The sequence below is a fragment of the Curtobacterium sp. 1544 genome (assembly GCF_040544915.1).
Classification (GTDB): domain Bacteria; phylum Actinomycetota; class Actinomycetes; order Actinomycetales; family Microbacteriaceae; genus Curtobacterium; species Curtobacterium pusillum_C.
The window spans coordinates 1-16,185 of the sequence record NZ_JBEPKX010000042.1; the positions used below are offsets into that span (position 1 = coordinate 1).

Below are 16,185 nucleotides of genomic sequence, written 5' to 3' on the forward strand. Positions count from 1 at the left end.
CTGGGGGCCCCCGCTACCGGGGGGGCCCGCCCCCCCCCCCTCCGTTGGCGCCCCCGCCCCCCCCCCCCCCCCCGGCGCGGCGGGGGGGGGGGGCCCCCGGGGCCCCCCCGCCTCCAGGAATGCAGACGGTCGTGTCAGACGTCGCGTCGGCGCGCGACCGTGAGGGCGAGCGCGCCCACCACCACGACCTCGGCCGCGAGGACGGCGAACCCGCCCCAGCCGTTCAGCACGACACCGTCCTGCTGCACGCCCGTGTACGAGTACGTGTAGAGCTGCATCCCCGCCTGGTCGGGCAGGAACTTCGCGATGTCGAGCACCCACTGCTGTGCCATCAGGGTTCCGATCCCGGACAGCAGGATGGGCAGCACCAGGAGGATGCCGACCGTCACGGCGATGCCGCCGGCACTCGACCGCAGGAGCAGCCCGATGCCGTACGCCAGCAGTGCGAGGAGCGTCACGTACACCGAGGAACCGAGGATCGGCAGGAACACCGACGGGTCACTGACCACCATCTCGGCGCCCTTGGCCGACTGCAGCGCAGCGGACAGGAGCACGCCGATCCACGTCGAGACGACACTCACGACGAACGTCGTCACCGCGAGCACGGTCGCCTTCGCCAGGATCACACCGGTCCGCCGCGGGTCGGCCGTGAACGTCGAGCGGACCTGACCGGTGCCGTACTCGCCGGTGATGATCAGGACGCCGAGGACACCGACCACGAGTGCGGTCAGGCTGACGCTCACCGTGTTGATGTTCACGAAGCCGCCGTACAGGGCGTCCTTCGGTTGGTCGGGGTCCGGCACGCCGACGGCATTGCCCAGCAGTGCCGCCATGCCGACGGTCACGACGACGAGGATCGCGTAGCACCACCACGTGGAGCGGATGCTGCGGAGCTTGATCCACTCGCTGCGGAGCAGACGACCGAACCCGAGGCGGACGGTGTCCGGCATGGTCGTGGCGGTCATCGGGCGCCCTCCGATCGGTACTCGACGTCGTCCCGGGTGAGTGCCATGTAGGCCTCCTCGAGGCTGGCGCCCTGCGGGGTGAGCTCGTGCAGCGGGACCCCGACCTGCGCGGCGATGTTCCCGACCGTCACGGCGTCCGGTCCGACGACCAGGAAGGTGCCGTCCTCACGTGGGGTGATCGACGCGTTCGGGCCGATCGCCTGGAACAACTGGTCCGGCGCGGGCGTCCGGACGACGACACGACTGCCGCCGCCGTTCGCCGCGCCACCGGCCACGAACTCCTGGATGGGGGCGTCCGCGAGCACCCGGCCGCGGCCGAGCACGACGACGCGGTCCGCCGTCTGCGCCATCTCGCTCATGAGGTGGCTCGAAAGGAAGACGGTGCGGCCGTCGGCGGCCATCCGTCGGGCGAGTTGCCGGACCCAGAGCACACCGTCCGGGTCGAGGCCGTTGACCGGCTCGTCGAGGATGAGGGTCTTCGGGTCGCCGAGGAGTGCTGCCGCGATGCCGAGCCGTTGCCCCATGCCGAGGGAGAACCCGCCGACGCGCTTCTTGGCGACCGACTCCAGGCCGGTCATGTCGATGACCTCGTGGACGCGGGCCTTCGGGATGCCGTGCGTCGCCGCGAGGGACAGCAGGTGGTTGTAGGCGCTCCGACCCTGGTGCACCGCCTTCGCCTCGAGCAGCGCACCGACCTGCCGGAGCGGGTCGCGGAAGCTCCGGTACGGCTGCCCGTTCACCGTCGCCCGTCCCGCGGTGGGGCGGTCGAGCCCCATGATCATGCGCATCGTGGTGGACTTCCCGGCGCCGTTCGGGCCCAGGAAGCCGGTCACGCTGCCCGGCCGCACGACGAACGAGACGTCGTCGACGGCGGTCTTCGGACCGTACTGTTTGGTGAGGTGCTCGACTTCGATCACGGCGGCCACGCTACGGGAGCGGCCCCGCCGACCGCGTCCGCCCTGAGGGGGAGATGCCGTGCACTCCGCGACGGACCCCGACCGTGCGGCCCGTCAGCCGCCCGCGCCCGACGTGATCACGGCACGGAGTCCCGACCAGTCCGCACGGTGGTCGGGGTCGACCTCCGAGCGGCAGCGTCCCGCGAACTCGGCTGCCCGGAGCGCCAGCTCGGGTCCGAGCGGTCCGGCGAGCAGCGCCTGGGCCTCCGACGCCCGGGCGTCCAGCGGCGATCCGGATCGGTGGTGGTCGGTCCCGGTCGCGCGGTCGACCGCGACCATCACGTCGACGAGGGCCGTCCGGACGATGCCGAGCACCAGGTGCATCCCGATCAGGTCGTTCCCACGGCCGAACCGGACGGCGGCGAGCGCGGCGTCGAACCGCACGGAGGCGTCCACCGGGGGTGCCGGCAGCCGGAGGCGCTCCCCCTGCACGGTCAGGTCGACCCGCCGCCCGTCGACGAGCACGAGCCGGACGGTCTGCGTGTCTCCGTCCTGGTGCTCCTGCCACGCCCACGGTGTGCCGCCGAGGAGCGTCTCGGCGTCGACGTCCGCCGTGAGGGTGAGCGCGACGTCCACGTCGCTCCAGCCGTCGAGGGTGCCGGGCTCGGTCACCGAACCGTACGGCTCGACGGTGCTGCCGGCGGGTGCCCGTGTGCGGATCCCCTCGAGGAGGTCGGTCTGCCACGTCATGCGGGCAGCGTACGGGGGTGGGAGCGTGGACGGCACGCCGTCCGGGCGATCGGCAGCGCTACCCTGTCGCCGTGAGTGACGCACTGGACGACGGTCCCTTCTTCCACGGGACGAAGGCGGACCTCGGCGTGGGCGACCTGCTGACCGCCGGGTTCCGCTCGAACTACCGGCCCGAGGTCGTGATGAACCACGTGTACTTCACCGCTCTCCGTGACGGTGCGGGGCTCGCCGCCGAGCTCGCGGCGGGCGACGGGCTCCCCCGCGTCTACGAGGTCGAGCCGACCGGCGCGTACGAGGACGACCCGAACGTCACCGACAAGAAGTTCCCCGGCAACCCGACGCGCTCCTACCGCAGCGCCGAGCCGCTGCGGGTCGTCGCCGAGGTGCTCGACTGGCCACGGCTGACGCCAGAGGCCCTGCAGGCGTGGAGGGACCGGCTGGCCGCCCTCCGTGCGGACGAGCGGGGCGAGATCATCAACTGAGGACGGCGACGCCGGTCACTTCACGTAGTCGTACGTGGTGAACCAGTCGATGTGGAGGTGCCCCCACTTCCCCCAGTCGCCGACCTGGAACATGTAGCGGTGTCCGGTCGTCGGCACGTCCTTCGTGATCGTCTTGATGACCTTGCCGTCGAGTTGGTAGGTGACCGACTTCCCGGGGATCCACTCGATCGAGTAGGTGTGCCACGCACGCCACGAGACGCCCGTCCAGTGCTCGGTGGTGTTGACCTCGTTGCCGGGGATCATCGAGTGCTGGAACACCATGGGCGACGCCTCGAAGTTCCCCTCGGGGTAGTCGATCTCACCGTCCGCCCACCGGTTGGAGTTCGGCCAGAGCATGAAGGCCGCACCGTTCCCGTCGCCGCCGACCGCCCGGGCCCGGACGGTGAACTTCCCGCCGACGTGCGTCCACGCGTCCTTCGCCGTGCCGAACGTGCCCGCGGCGCCCTTCTTGCCGTCGAGCAGCACGTCCATCACGCCGTCGTGCGCGCTGATCTGCGTGCCGGAGTAGTACATGCCGCCGGTGCCGTCCGGGTAGGGCTGCCAGTTCTTCGCGTACGTCTTCGCGAACTTCCCGTTCGCTGCGGGAGCCTTCGTCGAGAAGTTCTCGACGACGCGTTGCTTGAACTTCCCGATGTTCCCGATCGGCGGCCCGGAGGCTGCCTCGGCCGTGGAGCCCTGCCCCATCGGTACGGCGATGATCATGGCGCTGAGGAGGACGGCCGCGACCGTCACCCGCACCGTCGAGCGCTGCTGCATGCGCTGTCACTCCCTCGGTGACCTGCGGCGCCCGTCCCGAGGCGCCGGAACGGCCGGGTGTCGGCCGTTCGCCGTGAACGCTAATCGGCGCGGGGACGCGGATCCGGGCTGCTCCGTCCCCAGTACGAGGGTGCGACGGTACCCAGTCCGAGGGTGTGCGGGGTGGTCTGTCCCCCTCGGATTCCCGTGCGCACGAGGCCGTTCCGCGCGTAGGAGGCAGTTCCGCGCGTAGGAAGCCGTTCCGCGCGTAGGAAGCCGGATTTTCCAGCCTCCTATGCGCGATTCTGCCTTCCATGTCATGCGCGCTGGGAAGGAACGCGCGGACCACCGGCCTGGAGGCGCAGGGCGGGCTGGCACCGCGCCTCCAGGCCGTCAGGGGGTCGCGCCGGGCCGGTGGCCGCCCCGTGGCCGATCCCCACGCGCCGCCCGCGTCAGACCGCGGCGCGGAGCGCAGCGCCCGCGACGCGCGCCGGCTCGGGCAAGTGCTCGTGCGTGGCCGATGCCCGGAACGAGTCGAGCGCGAGCGCGGCGAACCGCCGGGCTGCGACGAGCCGCTCCCCCGCGTCCTCGCCGCGGAGCCCCCGCGCAGCCAGCAGCACGAGCAGCAGGTCGTCGACGACGAAGTCCGACCGGAGCTGCCCCGCCGACTTCGCCCGGACCGCGAGCGCGGCCATCGCGTGCAGGAGCTCGGCGCGGTGCCGGGTGAGCCGGTCGGACACCTGCCCCGCAGCGACGAGCGCGTCCACGAACCCCTGGTTGCGGGCGTTCAGCTCGACGGTCCGCTCGACGACGGTGCGCAGACCGTGCCAGGGATCAGGGTGCGCGGCGCCCTCGAGGACGATGGCGCGGCACAGTTCGAGTTCGTCCTCGAAGGCCGCGTCGACGAGGTCCTGCCGGGTCGGGAACCGCCGGTAGAGCGTGGCGGGTCCGACCCCGGCGTGCCGAGCGACCTCACGCATCGTGACGTCGAGGCCGCGGGCTCCGAACAGATCGCGGGCCGCCTGCAGCAGGCGGTCGCGGTTCTCCTGCGCGTCGGCACGGAGGTGAGACAGGTCGTCGGTCATCACTCCCACTTTAGCCAAGTGGACGCGGGCGTCCGTTAGCGTCGGCACCGTCCTTGTCAGACCCCCGGGACGTCGAAGGAGCAGTCATGCGCGCCGTCACGATCGAACGGTTCGGTCCCCCGGAGGGCCTCGTCCCGACCGACCTCCCCGACCCCGTCCCGGGGCCTGGTCAGGTCGTCATCGCGGCCGAGGCGATCGGCGTCGGCGGCGTGGACGCGGTGATCCGCCGCGGCACCATCGGGCGCGCGGGCATCGAGCCCGGGTACGTCCCCGGCAGCGAGGCAGCGGGGACGCTCGTCGCCGTCGCAGAAGACGTCGACCGGGCCTGGATCGGCCGCCGGGTGTGGGCGTTCACGGGGGTCGGCGGCGCGTACGCCGAGCGGGTCGTCGCCGCGGTGGGTGACCTGACACCACTCGACGACGGGTTCAGCGCCATCGACGCCGTGGCGCTCGGGTCCGCCGCGCCGGTCGCCCGGTTCGCTCTCGCGCACGGGCACCTCGTGGCCGGCGAACGGGTCCTCGTACGTGGCGCTGCCGGCAGCATCGGCATCGCCGCCGTCGAACTCGCGGTGCGGCTCGGGGCATCGGCCGTCGCGGTGACCGCGGGATCGCCCGCGCGCGGTGAGCGGCTGCGTGCACTCGGCGCGACCCACGTCCTCGACCGGCAGGGGCAGGGTGACGGACCGTCCTCCTACGACCTCGTGCTCGACATCGTCGGCGGGTCCGCCATGCCCGACTTCCTCGACCGCCTCGCCCCGAACGGCCGACTCGTGCTCGTCGGCGCGGTGGCCGGGATGCCGCCGGCGGACTTCGGCGGTCGGCTGCTCGCGGCGTTCCAGCAGTCGCGGTCGTTCGCGACCTTCAGCCTCGACTCCGTGCCGCGCGATGCCCTGGCAGCGGAGCGGGCCGAGCTGTTCCGGTCGGCAGCGGCCGGCACGCTGACGGCGGTCGTCGACGACGTCCTGCCGCTCGCGGGCGCGGCGGCGGCGCACCGCCGGATGGACGACGGCGAGGTGTTCGGGCGGATCGTGCTGACGCCCTGAGGACATCGCTGGTCACGGCCTCGGAGTGTCGGTCCGCAACGGTACGGTCGATCCTCGACACGGAGGAGGCTGCGATGGCAGAACCGTTGACACTGCTCGGCGCCGCGTTCACCGGCGCGCTGACCGGTCGGTTGCGGTCACTCAGTTCGTGGCTCGTCGCGAACACGGTCTCGGTGGCGCTGCTGGCCCTGCTCGGCGGCGTCATCCTCGAGAACACGTCGGGCCGATCGGACGAACTCGTGCTCGCCCCGGCCACCGCGGCGCACCGCGTGCTCCACGTTCTCGGTGTCACGGACACGTCAGCACTCGATGCCGTCGATCGGTGGCTTCAACGACCGGAGTTCGCTCCGGTCGCGCTCGCTGCGGCCGTGGTGGCCGGAGTTCTCGTGTTCCTCCCGGCTCGTTACACCGACGAGGTCGCCTGGGCGCTCGTCGTGCCCGCCTCCGTCGCCGTCGGGCGGACCGGGCTCGGGCTGGCCGTCGGGTCGTTGATCGCCACGACGGCTGTGCTCGCCGCGGTGTCCTCGGCCGTACCGCGCCCCGATGCACACGCCCCGGGGCGCAGGTGGCTCGGGCCGACGTGGTGTCTGGAGGTCGGACTCCGTGGAGCCTTCAGCTTCGCCATGACGCCGTTCACCGTGGTCATCCGACTGGTCCTGAGGCTGGTCGACTCCGTGACGTTCGAGCGAGAGTCCGCGCCGCTCGCTGACGGAGCGCGCACGATTCGACCGGGAGACGCAGTTTCGCGCTGAGCGACTGATCACGTGGGCGAGTGCCCGTGATCTGTCGCTCAGCGCGGAACTCGCTCCCGAGCGGAACGTCGAGGCGTCAGCCGCGGATCACCGAGATCTGGTCCGCCTGCGGACCCTTCTTGCCGGGCCCGACCACGTAGCGCACGTGCTCCGAGCCCTCGAGGGATCGGAGGCCCGTCGTCACGACGATGCTGGAGAAGTGCGCGAACAGGTCCTGCGACCCGTCGTCCGGGGTGATGAAGCCGAACCCCTTGCTGCTGTCGAACCACTTCACGGTTCCCGTGGGCATGTTCCCCGCCCCCTAGTGAATCCGCAGTTGCGCGACCATCGGGCAGGCGAACGGGTCACGTGCGGCGAGTCCGACCCGGTTGAGGTACCGGACGACGATGCCGTAGGAGCGCAGCAGCGTGGTCTCGGTGTAGGGCACGTCGAGCGTGTCGCAGTGGTCCCGGACGAGCAGGCGTGCCTGCTTCAGGGCCGGACGCGGCATCGACGGGAACAGGTGGTGCTCGACCTGGTAGTTCAGGCCGCCCATCAGGAACGAGACCCACCAGCCGCCCCGGATGTTGCGGGACGTGCGGACCTGGCGGGAGAAGAAGTCGACCTTCGCGTCGTGCGCGATCGTCGGCATGCCCTTGTGGTTCGGGGCGAACGAGGCGCCCATCATCACGCCGAAGACGGCGAGCTGCACACCGAGGAACGCGCAGGCCATGCCGAACGGCAGGAACCAGAACACGACCGTCAGGTAGATGCCGAAGCGGGCGACGAGCAGGGCGGCCTCGAGCCAGCGGTGCTTGACGTCGGCCTTCGTGCCGTTGCCGGTGACGATGCTCTGCACCGCGTAGCGGTGCAGGTTGAGGCCCTCGAGCGTCAGCAGCGGGAAGAACAACCAGCCCTGGAAGCGCATGAACGTCGTCATCAGCGGACCGCGCACGGCAGCGGCGTCCTCCGGCAGGAAGCGGATGCCGTCCGGGGCGATGTCCGGGTCCTTGCCGACGGTGTTCGGGTTGCCGTGGTGGCGGGTGTGCTTGTTCATCCACCACGAGTAGCTGAGGCCGACCATGAACGTGCCGAGCCAACGGCCGGCGTGGTCGTTCCACCGCTGCGAGGCGAAGACCTGCCGGTGTGCGGCCTCGTGCGAGAGGAACGCGAACTGCGTGAAGATGACGCCGAGTGCTCCGGCGACGATGAGCTGGAACCAGGAGTCACCGAGGAACGCGAAGGCGACCCAGGTGAGCGCGAGGCCGACGGCCAGGCTGGCGAACAGTGTCCAGTAGAACCCGGTGCGGCGGCGCAGGAGGCCGTTCTCCTTCACCTGCGCCAGGAGCGCGGAGTAGGTCGAGGTGCCGTTGCGGCTCCCCGATCCGGGACGAGTGCGGGTGTAACCCGGCGCGAGCGGAGTGGTGGTCATGAGGACCGACCTTCCGTTACGGATCGGTCCTTCAACCAATGCGAGTGAGTTCACGCGTTTGCGCTTGGCGCGACACTAGGGGCCGAAGATGCGTGTTCGCCTGGCAGTCCGCTTTGCGTCGGTCGGCGGTGCGGGGACCACTGTGCGGCCCGCGCGCGCCGCCTGCTGCCCGTCTGGCACGATCGGGACATGCCCCTCGACGGAACTCCCCTGGAACAGCTCGGCTTCCTCACCATCGGGTCCTTCGACCCCGCCAGGCCGTCCGCAGGCCACGAGGACACGCTGCGGGTCATCGAGCGCGCCGAGGCACTCGGCTTCGACAGCGCCTGGCTCCGACACCGGCACCTGCAGCACGGCATCTCCTCCCCCGTGGCGGTGATGGCCGCCGCCTCGCAGCGGACGTCGCGGATCGACCTCGGCACCGCGGTCACGCCCATCGGAGCGGAGAACCCCTTCCGGCTCGCCGAAGACCTCAGCACGGTCGACGTCCTGTTGGGCGGGCGTCTGAACCCCGGGTTCTCGGTCGGCACCCCGATGCACTACGACCTGTACCGCGAGGCGCTCTACCCCGACACCGCCCACCAGGAGGACCTCGGGAACGATCGTCTGCTGCGGTTCCGCGACCTGGTGCGCGGCGACATGGTGACCGGAACCGATGCCGTCGAACGTCGAGGGATCGAAGAGTTCGCGAGCACCGTCCAGCCGCACAGCCCCGGTCTGGTCGACCGCATCTGGTACGGGACCGGCAGCACCAGGTCGGCGGTGTGGGCCGGCGAGAACGGCTTCCACCTGCTGACCTCGAGCGTCACGCGCAGCGAGAACGGCACCGACTTCGCCACGAACCAGCGGGCACAGATCGACGCGTACCTCGCGGCCCACCCCGACCCTGACACCGCCCGGGTGTCGCAGGGCCTTGTCGTCATCCCGACCGACACCGCGACGCGGGAGCAGGAGGCCCGCTACCGCGCCTACGCCGACGGGCGCTCCGGGCGGGTCGGCGTACCGATGGGCCCGGCGGGCATGCTCTTCGCCGCCGACCTCGTCGGGTCCTCCGTGGAGATCGCGGACCGGTTGCGCGCCGACGCCGGGTACCAGGCGGTCACCGAGGTCGCGTTCGCGCTGCCGTTCGCGTTCGAGCCGGAGGACTACGCCCAGATCATCACGGACATGGCGGAGCGGCTCGGGCCGGAACTCGGCTGGGCGCCGAAGCGCGCGGCATGAGAACGGCGTCAGACCGTCGGACTGGAGGCACGGTGCCAGCTGGCACCGTGCCTCCAGTCCGACGTCGTCACCGGTCCAGGGCCGTGGCGGCCTTCTCCGGTTTGTCAGTCAGGTGCTGCCCAGAGGTCAACTCGAACGCGGTAACAGGGTCCCAGCTCCTCCTCTAGTGCATCGCGCAGATGCGTTCCGACAGCGCGGTGTCGGGCAGCGCCGTCAACTGTTCTCCAGCCGGACTCGTGGGAGAAGTTCGGCTCGAAGTGCATCGCCCAGGCGTCGATCTCTCTCGAGCTCGGCCGATCAGTGCATCGACCCACAGGCCAACGCCGCTGGCGAGAAGGATGATGCCGAGGGTCCATGTCGGGAAACCGTGTGTCGTGATCGGGGTCCGTATCGGCGTCAGCAGGCACACCGGGCCCAGCACGACTAAGGCCGTTGCAACGCTCGCCGGACGCCAGAACCTTGCCTTCTTGATGAGACCACGCCAGCCAGCGCCAGACGCGAGGGTGCGACGTCAGCCTGTCCGATGGCCGATCGGCTACCGGACATGGACTTCGCCATGCTTCACGCTCCGGAATCAGGGTTCGACGTCGGGCGGGCCGTAGCGTGGTGGCATGTCTGTGTCGTCTCCTGTGGTCCTCGTCGACGGCGCCGTCCCGTCGCCCGAACAGCTCGCGCATCCCGCACTCGTGAACTACGGGCACTTCACCGCAATGCAGGTGCGAAAAGGTGCGACGAGAGGGCTCCAGCGTCACCTCCGGAGGCTCGCCAGCGCGCACCTAGAACTCTTCGGATCTGCGCTCGACGTGGGCCTCGTCCGCGAGCGGATGCACATTGCGGTCCGGGACCATGCCGATGCGTACTTGCGAGTCACCCTCTACGAGCAGGAACCCGGCGTACCGCGGGTGATGACCGTGGTCCGACCACCGGTCGCACCTACCACCAGACCGCAAGCCCTCCTACCCGTGCGCCACGTTCGTCCCTTCGCGCACCTCAAGCACGTCGGATCGTTTGCACAGATCCGCTACGGGGAGCAAGCCGAGCGCGAGGGCTACCACGACGCACTGCTCGTCGGACCCGACGATCGTCTCTCGGAGACGACCATCGCAAACATCGGCTTCTTCGACGACGAGACTGTCGTATGGCCCGACGGGCCCTCGCTGCACGGCATCACGTGGCAGCTGTTGGACGAAGGACTCGACCAAGCGCACACACCTGCTCAAGGTGGGCCGATCACACTCGAATCCGCCGCTCACCTCGACGGTGCCTTCACGGCGAATTCCGTCGGCATCACACCCGTGGCCCGCATCGGACGACACCGGCTGCCCTCTGCGCCCCGTCTCATTGCAAAGCTCGAGCGTCTGTACCAAGACGTGCCGTGGGAGCGCCTGTGAGAAGCGGACGCTTGCACAGGCGCGCGCCTGTAGACGACCCCGACGCCGAGTGGTCGGAGATGGAGGTGAAGGTCGGTCCGGCTCCGAAGTGAGGTGTTCGGTCAGCCATCGTCCACCGAGACTTGCGCTCAGACTCGGCAGCGGTAGTCTCACCGTGAGCCCGCCCAAGGCGCACCTACCCGGTACGGGTGCGTCCTGCTCAGAGCACGGCGAGGGTGGCTGCCCGTTCGAGCCGGGCCGGGTCCGTAAGCCTCACTTCGCCGCGTGAGATGCCATGCGGTCGTCGACGAACACGTCCGATCAGCCATCGTCTACCGAAACGGAAGCTTTCACTGACTCGCTGACTGACTACCCCTGTTTGGAATGACTCAGAAAGGGCTCGCGGCCCTCTTGACGCCGCGTTCGGTGTACTCCTCCGCCTCACGCCGGCAGCACTCATTGAGTCCGCGATCGCGCATGACAGCTCAGCACTTGTGCGGCCTCCGTGTCACACTTCGGGGCGTGCCGGGCATTTCTCCTGTGACGGCGGAGATTCCGCGGTCATCAGACGGATTGGGTCGTCGTGGGCAAGCGGAGTGTTGATGAGGTCCTGTCGGGCAGCAGCCCGACCTTTGTTCCATCGGTCGCGACAGAGGCGGCGCTCGACGCGCTCGTGCTGGAGGCGCGGAGCGCCGGGGATGGCCGTAGGACGCGACGTCGGAGGAGCCTGCTCTGGCTCGTTCCGGGTGTCGTTGTATCGGCCGGGGTGCTTACGGCCGGCGCGGTCGTGGCGGACCAGATGACGCGGCTGGACGTCCCGATCGCGGTCGAGTACACGACCGACACGGGCGTGACGGTATCGTGCACCGCGCACATCGCGAGCTCGTTCTTCTCTCCGCGCCTGGCAGAGGTCACGGAGTACTACAAGACCCACGAGTACGCCGCCGATGGAATCGGCCAGCGAATCTACGACTACGCCCTTGTCCTCGCAGGCGAGAAAAAGGGCACGCCCGCCGACCTACCAAGCTCGGTCCGATGGCTTCCCGGTGACGAGAACGACGGCGGCTGGACGCCGCAATCCGGCCGCAGCGCGCTCAAGGAGTCGATGCTCGACTTCATCGTGCTCGACGTTCAGAACGAGTTCGGACTGTCAGCGGGTCGGAGTGGCGCGACCGAGCTGCAGACCGACTGCACGGGACAACTGCATTGACCGTCGCCGTGACGCGGCCTGACCCCGCCTCCGTGAGCGGCAATCTCACCGATGCGTTCCGTCGCGAAGCACCTGGGTTGCTGGGCTTCTTCATCAAGAGAGGAGTGCCGGTCGAGGACGCAGCCGACCTCGTCAGCGACACGTTCCTCGCCGCCTGGCAGTCCAGTCGAACGAACAAGATCGAACCCGAACTGCTTCGCGCTTGGCTGTTCGGCATCGCCCGCAAGACGCTCTCCCGGTACAGACGCGGCCGCATTCGCCGATCAGCGCTGAGCGACAGGCTCCGAGCAACCCTGGCCGTGGATGTCACCGCCCATTCGCCGGGTGCGGGGGACGGCAGCGGCGGCAGCGACCTTGGTGAGCATGTTCGTTCCCTCATCGGTTGTCTTCCCGAGATCGACCAGGAGATCGTCCGCCTGGTCTACTGGGACGGATTCACCCAGGAAGAAGTCGCAGCGATCCTCGGCAAACCAGCCACCACGATCCGTGCACGACTCTCCCGTGCGCGGCGGACGCTGCGAGATCAGCTGGCCGAGGGCACTGACCTCGAGTGACGCACCCGACCCGCCGTCGACCCCGGAAGGTCGGCGGCGCGTTGCGCCGTCAGCGTCTCAGTTCTGCCAGGGTGGTGCTTCGTCTCGATGCTGTCGAGCGCGGCGACGGTCGAGGCGTCCCACACGTGCGACTTCGTCATGTCGATGATCACGAGCTCCGGATCGTCGACGTCGTCGAACTGGGTGGAGATGTCGTTGGACGAGGCGAAGAACACCTCACCCTCGACGGCGTAGCCCGCCGACTGCACAGCCACCGAACCGCCGGCAGAGATCGCGGCCGTCGGAGCGCTGACGCCGGATCGGGTGTCGACGAGGTACGTGCCGGAGGACGGACACGAATCCACCGGCGGCAGTGCTCGTCATGGTTCGCGGAGTAGTAGCCCTGGGACAACAGGAAGGACGGCCCCGCACCGAACATGGTGCGGGGCCGTTCCCCGTCTCGCGACGCCTACGAGCGGCTCGGACGGAACAGTCCGTACAGCCCCCCGAGGATCAGGACCGGCCCGCAGAGTGCAATGGGCAGTGGGGTCGCGGCAGCTACGAGCGTGAGTCCGACGATCACCATGCCGACGACCACCAGGAACGCGGCACCAGCACGTTCGGAGAGTCGGCGAGTCTGCGGTGTCATGGGCCCGATTAGTACACGAAGTTGTACGGCTGCGTCGACTTCTGCAGCTCGAGCTGCGTGCCACTCGTGCTCACCGACAGCGCACCCCACGACGCCGAGACGCTCCCGACAGAGCCTCCCTCGATCGCGTCGTACGTGAACGCGGCGGCCCCGTCGTAGTGATTCAGCGGGCAGCTCACCCCGTCCAGGAAGACAGCGGCTGTGCCGTAGTGGGCGAGGTTCATGAACCCACTCGTTCGGTCGGCGACGTTCCACACCGGCGCCTTCGTCGCGGCACCCGCATCACGGAGCGTCCCAAGGTTCGTCGCCTTGTTGTTGTAGTCCCAAGTGTGGATCGACTCCTGCTCGAGCTTTACACAGTCATCCACCTTGAACTGCAAGCTCGCGACGTCGATCGGAGTTGTCTGCCCCGCGAAGTCCTTCCGGAAGGTCCACCGACCACTGAACCACCAACCGCTCTCCGTGTTGATCTTCGTGATCGACAGAGTGAACGCATCGTTCGGCAACGGATTCGCCAATGGCTTGACCGTCATGGTCTTCGCGCTGGGTTTCGACGCGGCACGCGCCGCGACCTCAGCAGCAACACGCGGCTGCGCCTGAGCGCCGGTCAGCCACGTGTCCGGCTGGTCCGCAAACTGCACCTCGAGGTGATGGCCGAACAGCTTCATGCCCTCGGTGTCCTGCGCGGCGAGGTCGTTCGGGTGTGCGTCGACGAACTCCTGCCACTGCTGCTCGTTCTCCGTGATACCCCCGGACTCATCTACAGCCTGTGCAGGCGCGATGCCGACGAGCCCGCACGCTGCGACTGTCGCAATGGCGATGCCCATGCTGATGACGCTCTTCCTCATGAATCTCCCTCACTGACCCTCCCCCTGCGAAAGGACCGCAATGAAACTATGAGGAAGCTGGCCTCGCGCGCGCGGGCGATTCGACCGACTCCCCTGTACCCCGAAGGGGTGCCATCCTGCTGCTCGAACGAGGTCGACAAGGCTGACTCAGTAGCCGATCGCTGTCGGCAGGGGTTGCTCATAGGCTTGCTGGGTGATCGCGCGAGTTCTTGGTTCTGGTCGTCCTCTTGTCGCCCTCCACGGCTTCGGTGTGGACCACCGGATCATGGTGCCGCTGGCGGATGCGGTGCAGGACCTGCCTTGGCGGCTGGTGTTCCTCGACCTGCCATGGGCCGAAGCCGCCGCAGGGACCGCAACCGCGAAGAGCGCTGTCGACGTGGCCGACGAGACAGTTGCCGAGATCGACGACCACCTCGGCGACGAGCCCTTCGCCGTCATCGGGAACTCCTTCGGCGGCATGATCGCCCGACATGTCGCCCACGAACGCCAGGACCGCGTCCTCGGCGTCGCGACCCTGGCGGGTGTGGTGCATCCGGCACACGCAGACCGTGCCGTTCCCGAGCGCACCGTGCTGCACACCGACCCGTCCGTCCTCGAAGCCGCGGGCGATGCGCGAGCAGCGTTCGAGGAGGTCAGCGTCATCCAGGACGCCGCCGCGTTCGCAGCGTTCGAGCGGTACGTGCTGCCCGGTCTCCGTGGCGCTGACACCGCGGTGATGGACCGCATCGCCGCCGACTACGCACTGGATGCCGTTCCGGAGGAACGCCACCCGGAACCGTTCACCGCGCCGGCGCTGCACCTGTTCGGTCGGCAGGACGACGTCGTCGGCTACGAGGACGGGCTCGCACTCCGGGACCACTACCCGCGAGGCAGCTTCGTCGTCCTCGACGGTGCTGGACACAACGCGCACCTCGAGCAACCCGGGATCACCGCCGCCCTGGTCCGCGACTGGCTCGCGCGGATCGACCGGTAGCCGATCAGCTATCGGACGCATCAGGGGCGCTTCACTGCAGTCAGAACCTTCACCACCCTACGATCGGAACGGGGATGGGGAACGGATTGTCGGCAACGTGCCGTCCGGCGACTCGACCAGCTAAACACGGACCGCGCAACCCATCTCGATAGCCAATGGTCCTCCGGGACCACGAACGACACATCCGCTCCGTCGATTCTCGAGCCTGACTCCCTGCGCAACGGTCGTCTCCAGGTGCGCTCCCGCCGCGATCACACGGAGGAACGTCACCGTACAACTGATCCCGGCAGCGCCGGTGGAAATGACTTCCATTCCGATCACGCGATGACGCAGTCGCACGGCTTGACCATCAATCGACGATGGCTGTGGCCTCGACTTCCACGAGCACGTCCGGCTCGAACAGGTAGTCGACACCGATGAGCGACGCGGGAGGCATCGGCATCGGCAGCTCCAACTCCTCGGTAACCGCCTCGATGCCGGCCATGAAGGAGTCGATCTTGTCGGGCGCCCACTGGGTGACGTAGAACGTCAGCCGCATGACGTCAGAGAAGCCAGCGCCCGCCTCCGCCAGGCCGATGTGCGTGTTTCGCAGAGCGGTCGCGACCTGTCCGGCGAGGTCGCCGGTCGCGATGGCACCGCCGTCTGCAGCGCGGGCGATCTGTCCAGAGACGTGGATGTGCTTCGTTCCGGTCGCGACGGCAACGTGGTGGTACGGGGTGTGCTGCAAGAGGTCGCTCGGGGAGGAAAGGCGGACAGGCATGCGATGCTCCTTCGATTCGGTACCTCATGGATACCTGGTGCTCGGAGGGCACTTCAACGAGACTGGGTTTCGTGCCGGAAACCACCACCGATCCCCGCAACCTCTTCACGATCGACCACCCTCACCGGGAGCTCCTCGATCAGGTCCTCGACAAGTGGTCGCTCGAAGTACTCAACGAGTTGTGCGACCGGCCGGCGCGCTTCAACGAACTGCGCCGCGCGATACCGTCAGTGACGCAGAAGTCACTCACCACAACGCTGCGTCGCCTCGAGCGCAACGGGATCATCGAGCGCATCACACTGAGCACTCGTCCGTTCGCTGTCGAGTACCGCATCACGCCGCTCGGGAAGACTCTTCGCCCCCCGGTCGACGTCGTACTGGCGTGGGCAGCGCAGCACATGCCAGCCATCACCGCCGCACGAGTCCGCTTCGACACCGCGATGGACGACGGGCTCGAGACGTGAGCACCAGAGCGCCACGA

General features: G+C 68.9%; 20 protein-coding genes. 9 read left to right on the forward strand and 11 right to left on the reverse strand.

Translation table 11 applies throughout. The annotated features are described in order from the left end of the window. Positions 1–134: 134 nt before the first annotated feature. The 3 genes from ABIC61_RS17650 to ABIC61_RS17660 all read right to left on the reverse strand — a co-directional run bounded on the left by ABIC61_RS17650 (position 135) and on the right by ABIC61_RS17660 (position 2,611). Entirely contained in the window at positions 135–965 is an 831-nt protein-coding gene (locus ABIC61_RS17650) for an ABC transporter permease (protein ID WP_354030962.1), read from the reverse strand. Next, on the reverse strand, positions 962–1,882 hold the full coding sequence (locus ABIC61_RS17655; RefSeq protein ID WP_354030963.1) for an ABC transporter ATP-binding protein: 921 nt from the start codon (positions 1,880–1,882) through the stop codon (positions 962–964). Before ABIC61_RS17655 ends, ABIC61_RS17650 begins: the two co-directional genes overlap by 4 nt. Positions 1,883–1,975: 93 nt before the next feature. Beyond that, positions 1,976–2,611, reverse strand: coding sequence for a hypothetical protein (locus ABIC61_RS17660; RefSeq protein WP_354030964.1), 636 nt, complete (start codon positions 2,609–2,611; stop codon positions 1,976–1,978). Between the two features lie 71 nt (positions 2,612–2,682). On the opposite strand from ABIC61_RS17660, the gene arr reads away from it, so the two are divergent. Further along, a complete protein-coding gene (gene arr, locus ABIC61_RS17665) occupies positions 2,683–3,093 on the forward strand; it encodes an NAD(+)--rifampin ADP-ribosyltransferase (protein WP_144754510.1) in 411 nt (136 codons plus the stop codon). 15 nt (positions 3,094–3,108) lie between these two features. Here the strand turns inward: arr and ABIC61_RS17670 are convergent, their stop codons facing one another. Together ABIC61_RS17670 and ABIC61_RS17675 are read right to left on the reverse strand one after the other, a co-directional pair. Next, positions 3,109–3,870 (reverse strand): glycoside hydrolase family 16 protein, encoded by a 762-nt coding sequence (locus ABIC61_RS17670; RefSeq protein ID WP_144754515.1) that lies wholly within the window; start codon positions 3,868–3,870, stop codon positions 3,109–3,111. 431 nt (positions 3,871–4,301) lie between these two features. Then, positions 4,302–4,934 (reverse strand): TetR/AcrR family transcriptional regulator, encoded by a 633-nt coding sequence (locus ABIC61_RS17675; RefSeq protein WP_354030965.1) that lies wholly within the window; start codon positions 4,932–4,934, stop codon positions 4,302–4,304. Positions 4,935–5,020: 86 nt separating this feature from the next. On the opposite strand from ABIC61_RS17675, the gene ABIC61_RS17680 reads away from it, so the two are divergent. Together ABIC61_RS17680 and ABIC61_RS17685 are read left to right on the forward strand one after the other, a co-directional pair. Next, the gene (locus tag ABIC61_RS17680) at positions 5,021–5,977 is read left to right on the forward strand and encodes a zinc-binding dehydrogenase (protein WP_354030966.1); all 957 of its coding nucleotides are present in this window, start codon (positions 5,021–5,023) and stop codon (positions 5,975–5,977) included. A 74-nt stretch (positions 5,978–6,051) separates the two neighbouring features. Next, the gene (locus ABIC61_RS17685; protein WP_354030967.1) at positions 6,052–6,729 is read left to right on the forward strand and encodes a hypothetical protein; all 678 of its coding nucleotides are present in this window, start codon (positions 6,052–6,054) and stop codon (positions 6,727–6,729) included. Between the two features lie 76 nt (positions 6,730–6,805). On the opposite strand, the gene ABIC61_RS17690 is transcribed toward ABIC61_RS17685, so the two are convergent. Beyond that, complete coding sequence (locus ABIC61_RS17690; protein ID WP_144754530.1) at positions 6,806–7,018, reverse strand: cold-shock protein; 213 nt, start codon at positions 7,016–7,018, stop codon at positions 6,806–6,808. 12 nt (positions 7,019–7,030) lie between these two features. Next, entirely contained in the window at positions 7,031–8,140 is a 1,110-nt protein-coding gene (locus ABIC61_RS17695; RefSeq protein ID WP_354030968.1) for a fatty acid desaturase family protein, read from the reverse strand. Positions 8,141–8,329: 189 nt separating this feature from the next. Between ABIC61_RS17695 and ABIC61_RS17700 the strand changes: the two genes are divergently transcribed. The 4 genes from ABIC61_RS17700 (at position 8,330) to ABIC61_RS17715 (ending at position 12,495) form a co-directional block, all read left to right on the forward strand. Next, positions 8,330–9,361 (forward strand): LLM class flavin-dependent oxidoreductase, encoded by a 1,032-nt coding sequence (locus ABIC61_RS17700; protein ID WP_354030969.1) that lies wholly within the window; start codon positions 8,330–8,332, stop codon positions 9,359–9,361. Between the two features lie 611 nt (positions 9,362–9,972). After that, entirely contained in the window at positions 9,973–10,752 is a 780-nt protein-coding gene (locus ABIC61_RS17705; RefSeq protein WP_144750939.1) for an aminotransferase class IV, read from the forward strand. Between the two features lie 562 nt (positions 10,753–11,314). Next, entirely contained in the window at positions 11,315–11,941 is a 627-nt protein-coding gene (locus tag ABIC61_RS17710; protein WP_354030970.1) for a hypothetical protein, read from the forward strand. 32 nt (positions 11,942–11,973) lie between these two features. Next, complete coding sequence (locus tag ABIC61_RS17715) at positions 11,974–12,495, forward strand: RNA polymerase sigma factor (protein ID WP_354030971.1); 522 nt, start codon at positions 11,974–11,976, stop codon at positions 12,493–12,495. Here ABIC61_RS17715 and ABIC61_RS17720 read toward each other — a convergent pair. The 3 genes from ABIC61_RS17720 to ABIC61_RS17730 form a co-directional block, all read right to left on the reverse strand. Further along, positions 12,465–12,839, reverse strand: a complete 375-nt coding sequence (locus ABIC61_RS17720; protein ID WP_354030972.1) for a hypothetical protein — start codon at positions 12,837–12,839, stop codon at positions 12,465–12,467. The two genes, ABIC61_RS17715 and ABIC61_RS17720, sit on opposite strands and share 31 nt — an antisense overlap. Before the next feature lie 104 nt (positions 12,840–12,943). Next, the gene (locus tag ABIC61_RS17725; protein WP_354030973.1) at positions 12,944–13,123 is read right to left on the reverse strand and encodes a hypothetical protein; all 180 of its coding nucleotides are present in this window, start codon (positions 13,121–13,123) and stop codon (positions 12,944–12,946) included. A gap of 8 nt (positions 13,124–13,131) precedes the next feature. After that, positions 13,132–13,971, reverse strand: coding sequence for a hypothetical protein (locus tag ABIC61_RS17730; RefSeq protein WP_354030974.1), 840 nt, complete (start codon positions 13,969–13,971; stop codon positions 13,132–13,134). Positions 13,972–14,164: 193 nt separating this feature from the next. On the opposite strand from ABIC61_RS17730, the gene ABIC61_RS17735 reads away from it, so the two are divergent. Beyond that, positions 14,165–14,944 carry an alpha/beta fold hydrolase gene (locus ABIC61_RS17735; protein ID WP_354030975.1) on the forward strand — a complete coding sequence of 260 codons (780 nt, stop codon included), beginning with the start codon at positions 14,165–14,167 and terminating at the stop codon, positions 14,942–14,944. Positions 14,945–15,293: 349 nt separating this feature from the next. Here the strand turns inward: ABIC61_RS17735 and ABIC61_RS17740 are convergent, their stop codons facing one another. Next, positions 15,294–15,704 carry a RidA family protein gene (locus ABIC61_RS17740; protein ID WP_354030976.1) on the reverse strand — a complete coding sequence of 137 codons (411 nt, stop codon included), beginning with the start codon at positions 15,702–15,704 and terminating at the stop codon, positions 15,294–15,296. Between the two features lie 71 nt (positions 15,705–15,775). On the opposite strand from ABIC61_RS17740, the gene ABIC61_RS17745 reads away from it, so the two are divergent. Then, positions 15,776–16,168 carry a winged helix-turn-helix transcriptional regulator gene (locus ABIC61_RS17745; RefSeq protein ID WP_354030977.1) on the forward strand — a complete coding sequence of 131 codons (393 nt, stop codon included), beginning with the start codon at positions 15,776–15,778 and terminating at the stop codon, positions 16,166–16,168. Positions 16,169–16,185: the final 17 nt, after the last annotated feature.

Bases quoted from the DNA above. Each gene is read 5' to 3' on its own strand.
- ABIC61_RS17650 (WP_354030962.1), bottom strand. From the start codon at position 965: ATGACCGCCACGACCATGCCGGACACCGTCCGCCTCGGGTTCGGTCGT.
- ABIC61_RS17660 (WP_354030964.1), bottom strand. From the start codon at position 2,611: ATGACGTGGCAGACCGACCTCCTCGAGGGGATCCGCACACGGGCACCC.
- ABIC61_RS17670 (WP_144754515.1), bottom strand. From the start codon at position 3,870: ATGCAGCAGCGCTCGACGGTGCGGGTGACGGTCGCGGCCGTCCTCCTC.
- ABIC61_RS17675 (WP_354030965.1), bottom strand. From the start codon at position 4,934: ATGACCGACGACCTGTCTCACCTCCGTGCCGACGCGCAGGAGAACCGC.
- ABIC61_RS17680 (WP_354030966.1), top strand. From the start codon at position 5,021: ATGCGCGCCGTCACGATCGAACGGTTCGGTCCCCCGGAGGGCCTCGTC.
- ABIC61_RS17685 (WP_354030967.1), top strand. From the start codon at position 6,052: ATGGCAGAACCGTTGACACTGCTCGGCGCCGCGTTCACCGGCGCGCTG.
- ABIC61_RS17690 (WP_144754530.1), bottom strand. From the start codon at position 7,018: ATGCCCACGGGAACCGTGAAGTGGTTCGACAGCAGCAAGGGGTTCGGC.
- ABIC61_RS17695 (WP_354030968.1), bottom strand. From the start codon at position 8,140: ATGACCACCACTCCGCTCGCGCCGGGTTACACCCGCACTCGTCCCGGA.
- ABIC61_RS17700 (WP_354030969.1), top strand. From the start codon at position 8,330: ATGCCCCTCGACGGAACTCCCCTGGAACAGCTCGGCTTCCTCACCATC.
- ABIC61_RS17705 (WP_144750939.1), top strand. From the start codon at position 9,973: ATGTCTGTGTCGTCTCCTGTGGTCCTCGTCGACGGCGCCGTCCCGTCG.
- ABIC61_RS17725 (WP_354030973.1), bottom strand. From the start codon at position 13,123: ATGACACCGCAGACTCGCCGACTCTCCGAACGTGCTGGTGCCGCGTTC.
- ABIC61_RS17730 (WP_354030974.1), bottom strand. From the start codon at position 13,971: ATGAGGAAGAGCGTCATCAGCATGGGCATCGCCATTGCGACAGTCGCA.
- ABIC61_RS17740 (WP_354030976.1), bottom strand. From the start codon at position 15,704: ATGCCTGTCCGCCTTTCCTCCCCGAGCGACCTCTTGCAGCACACCCCG.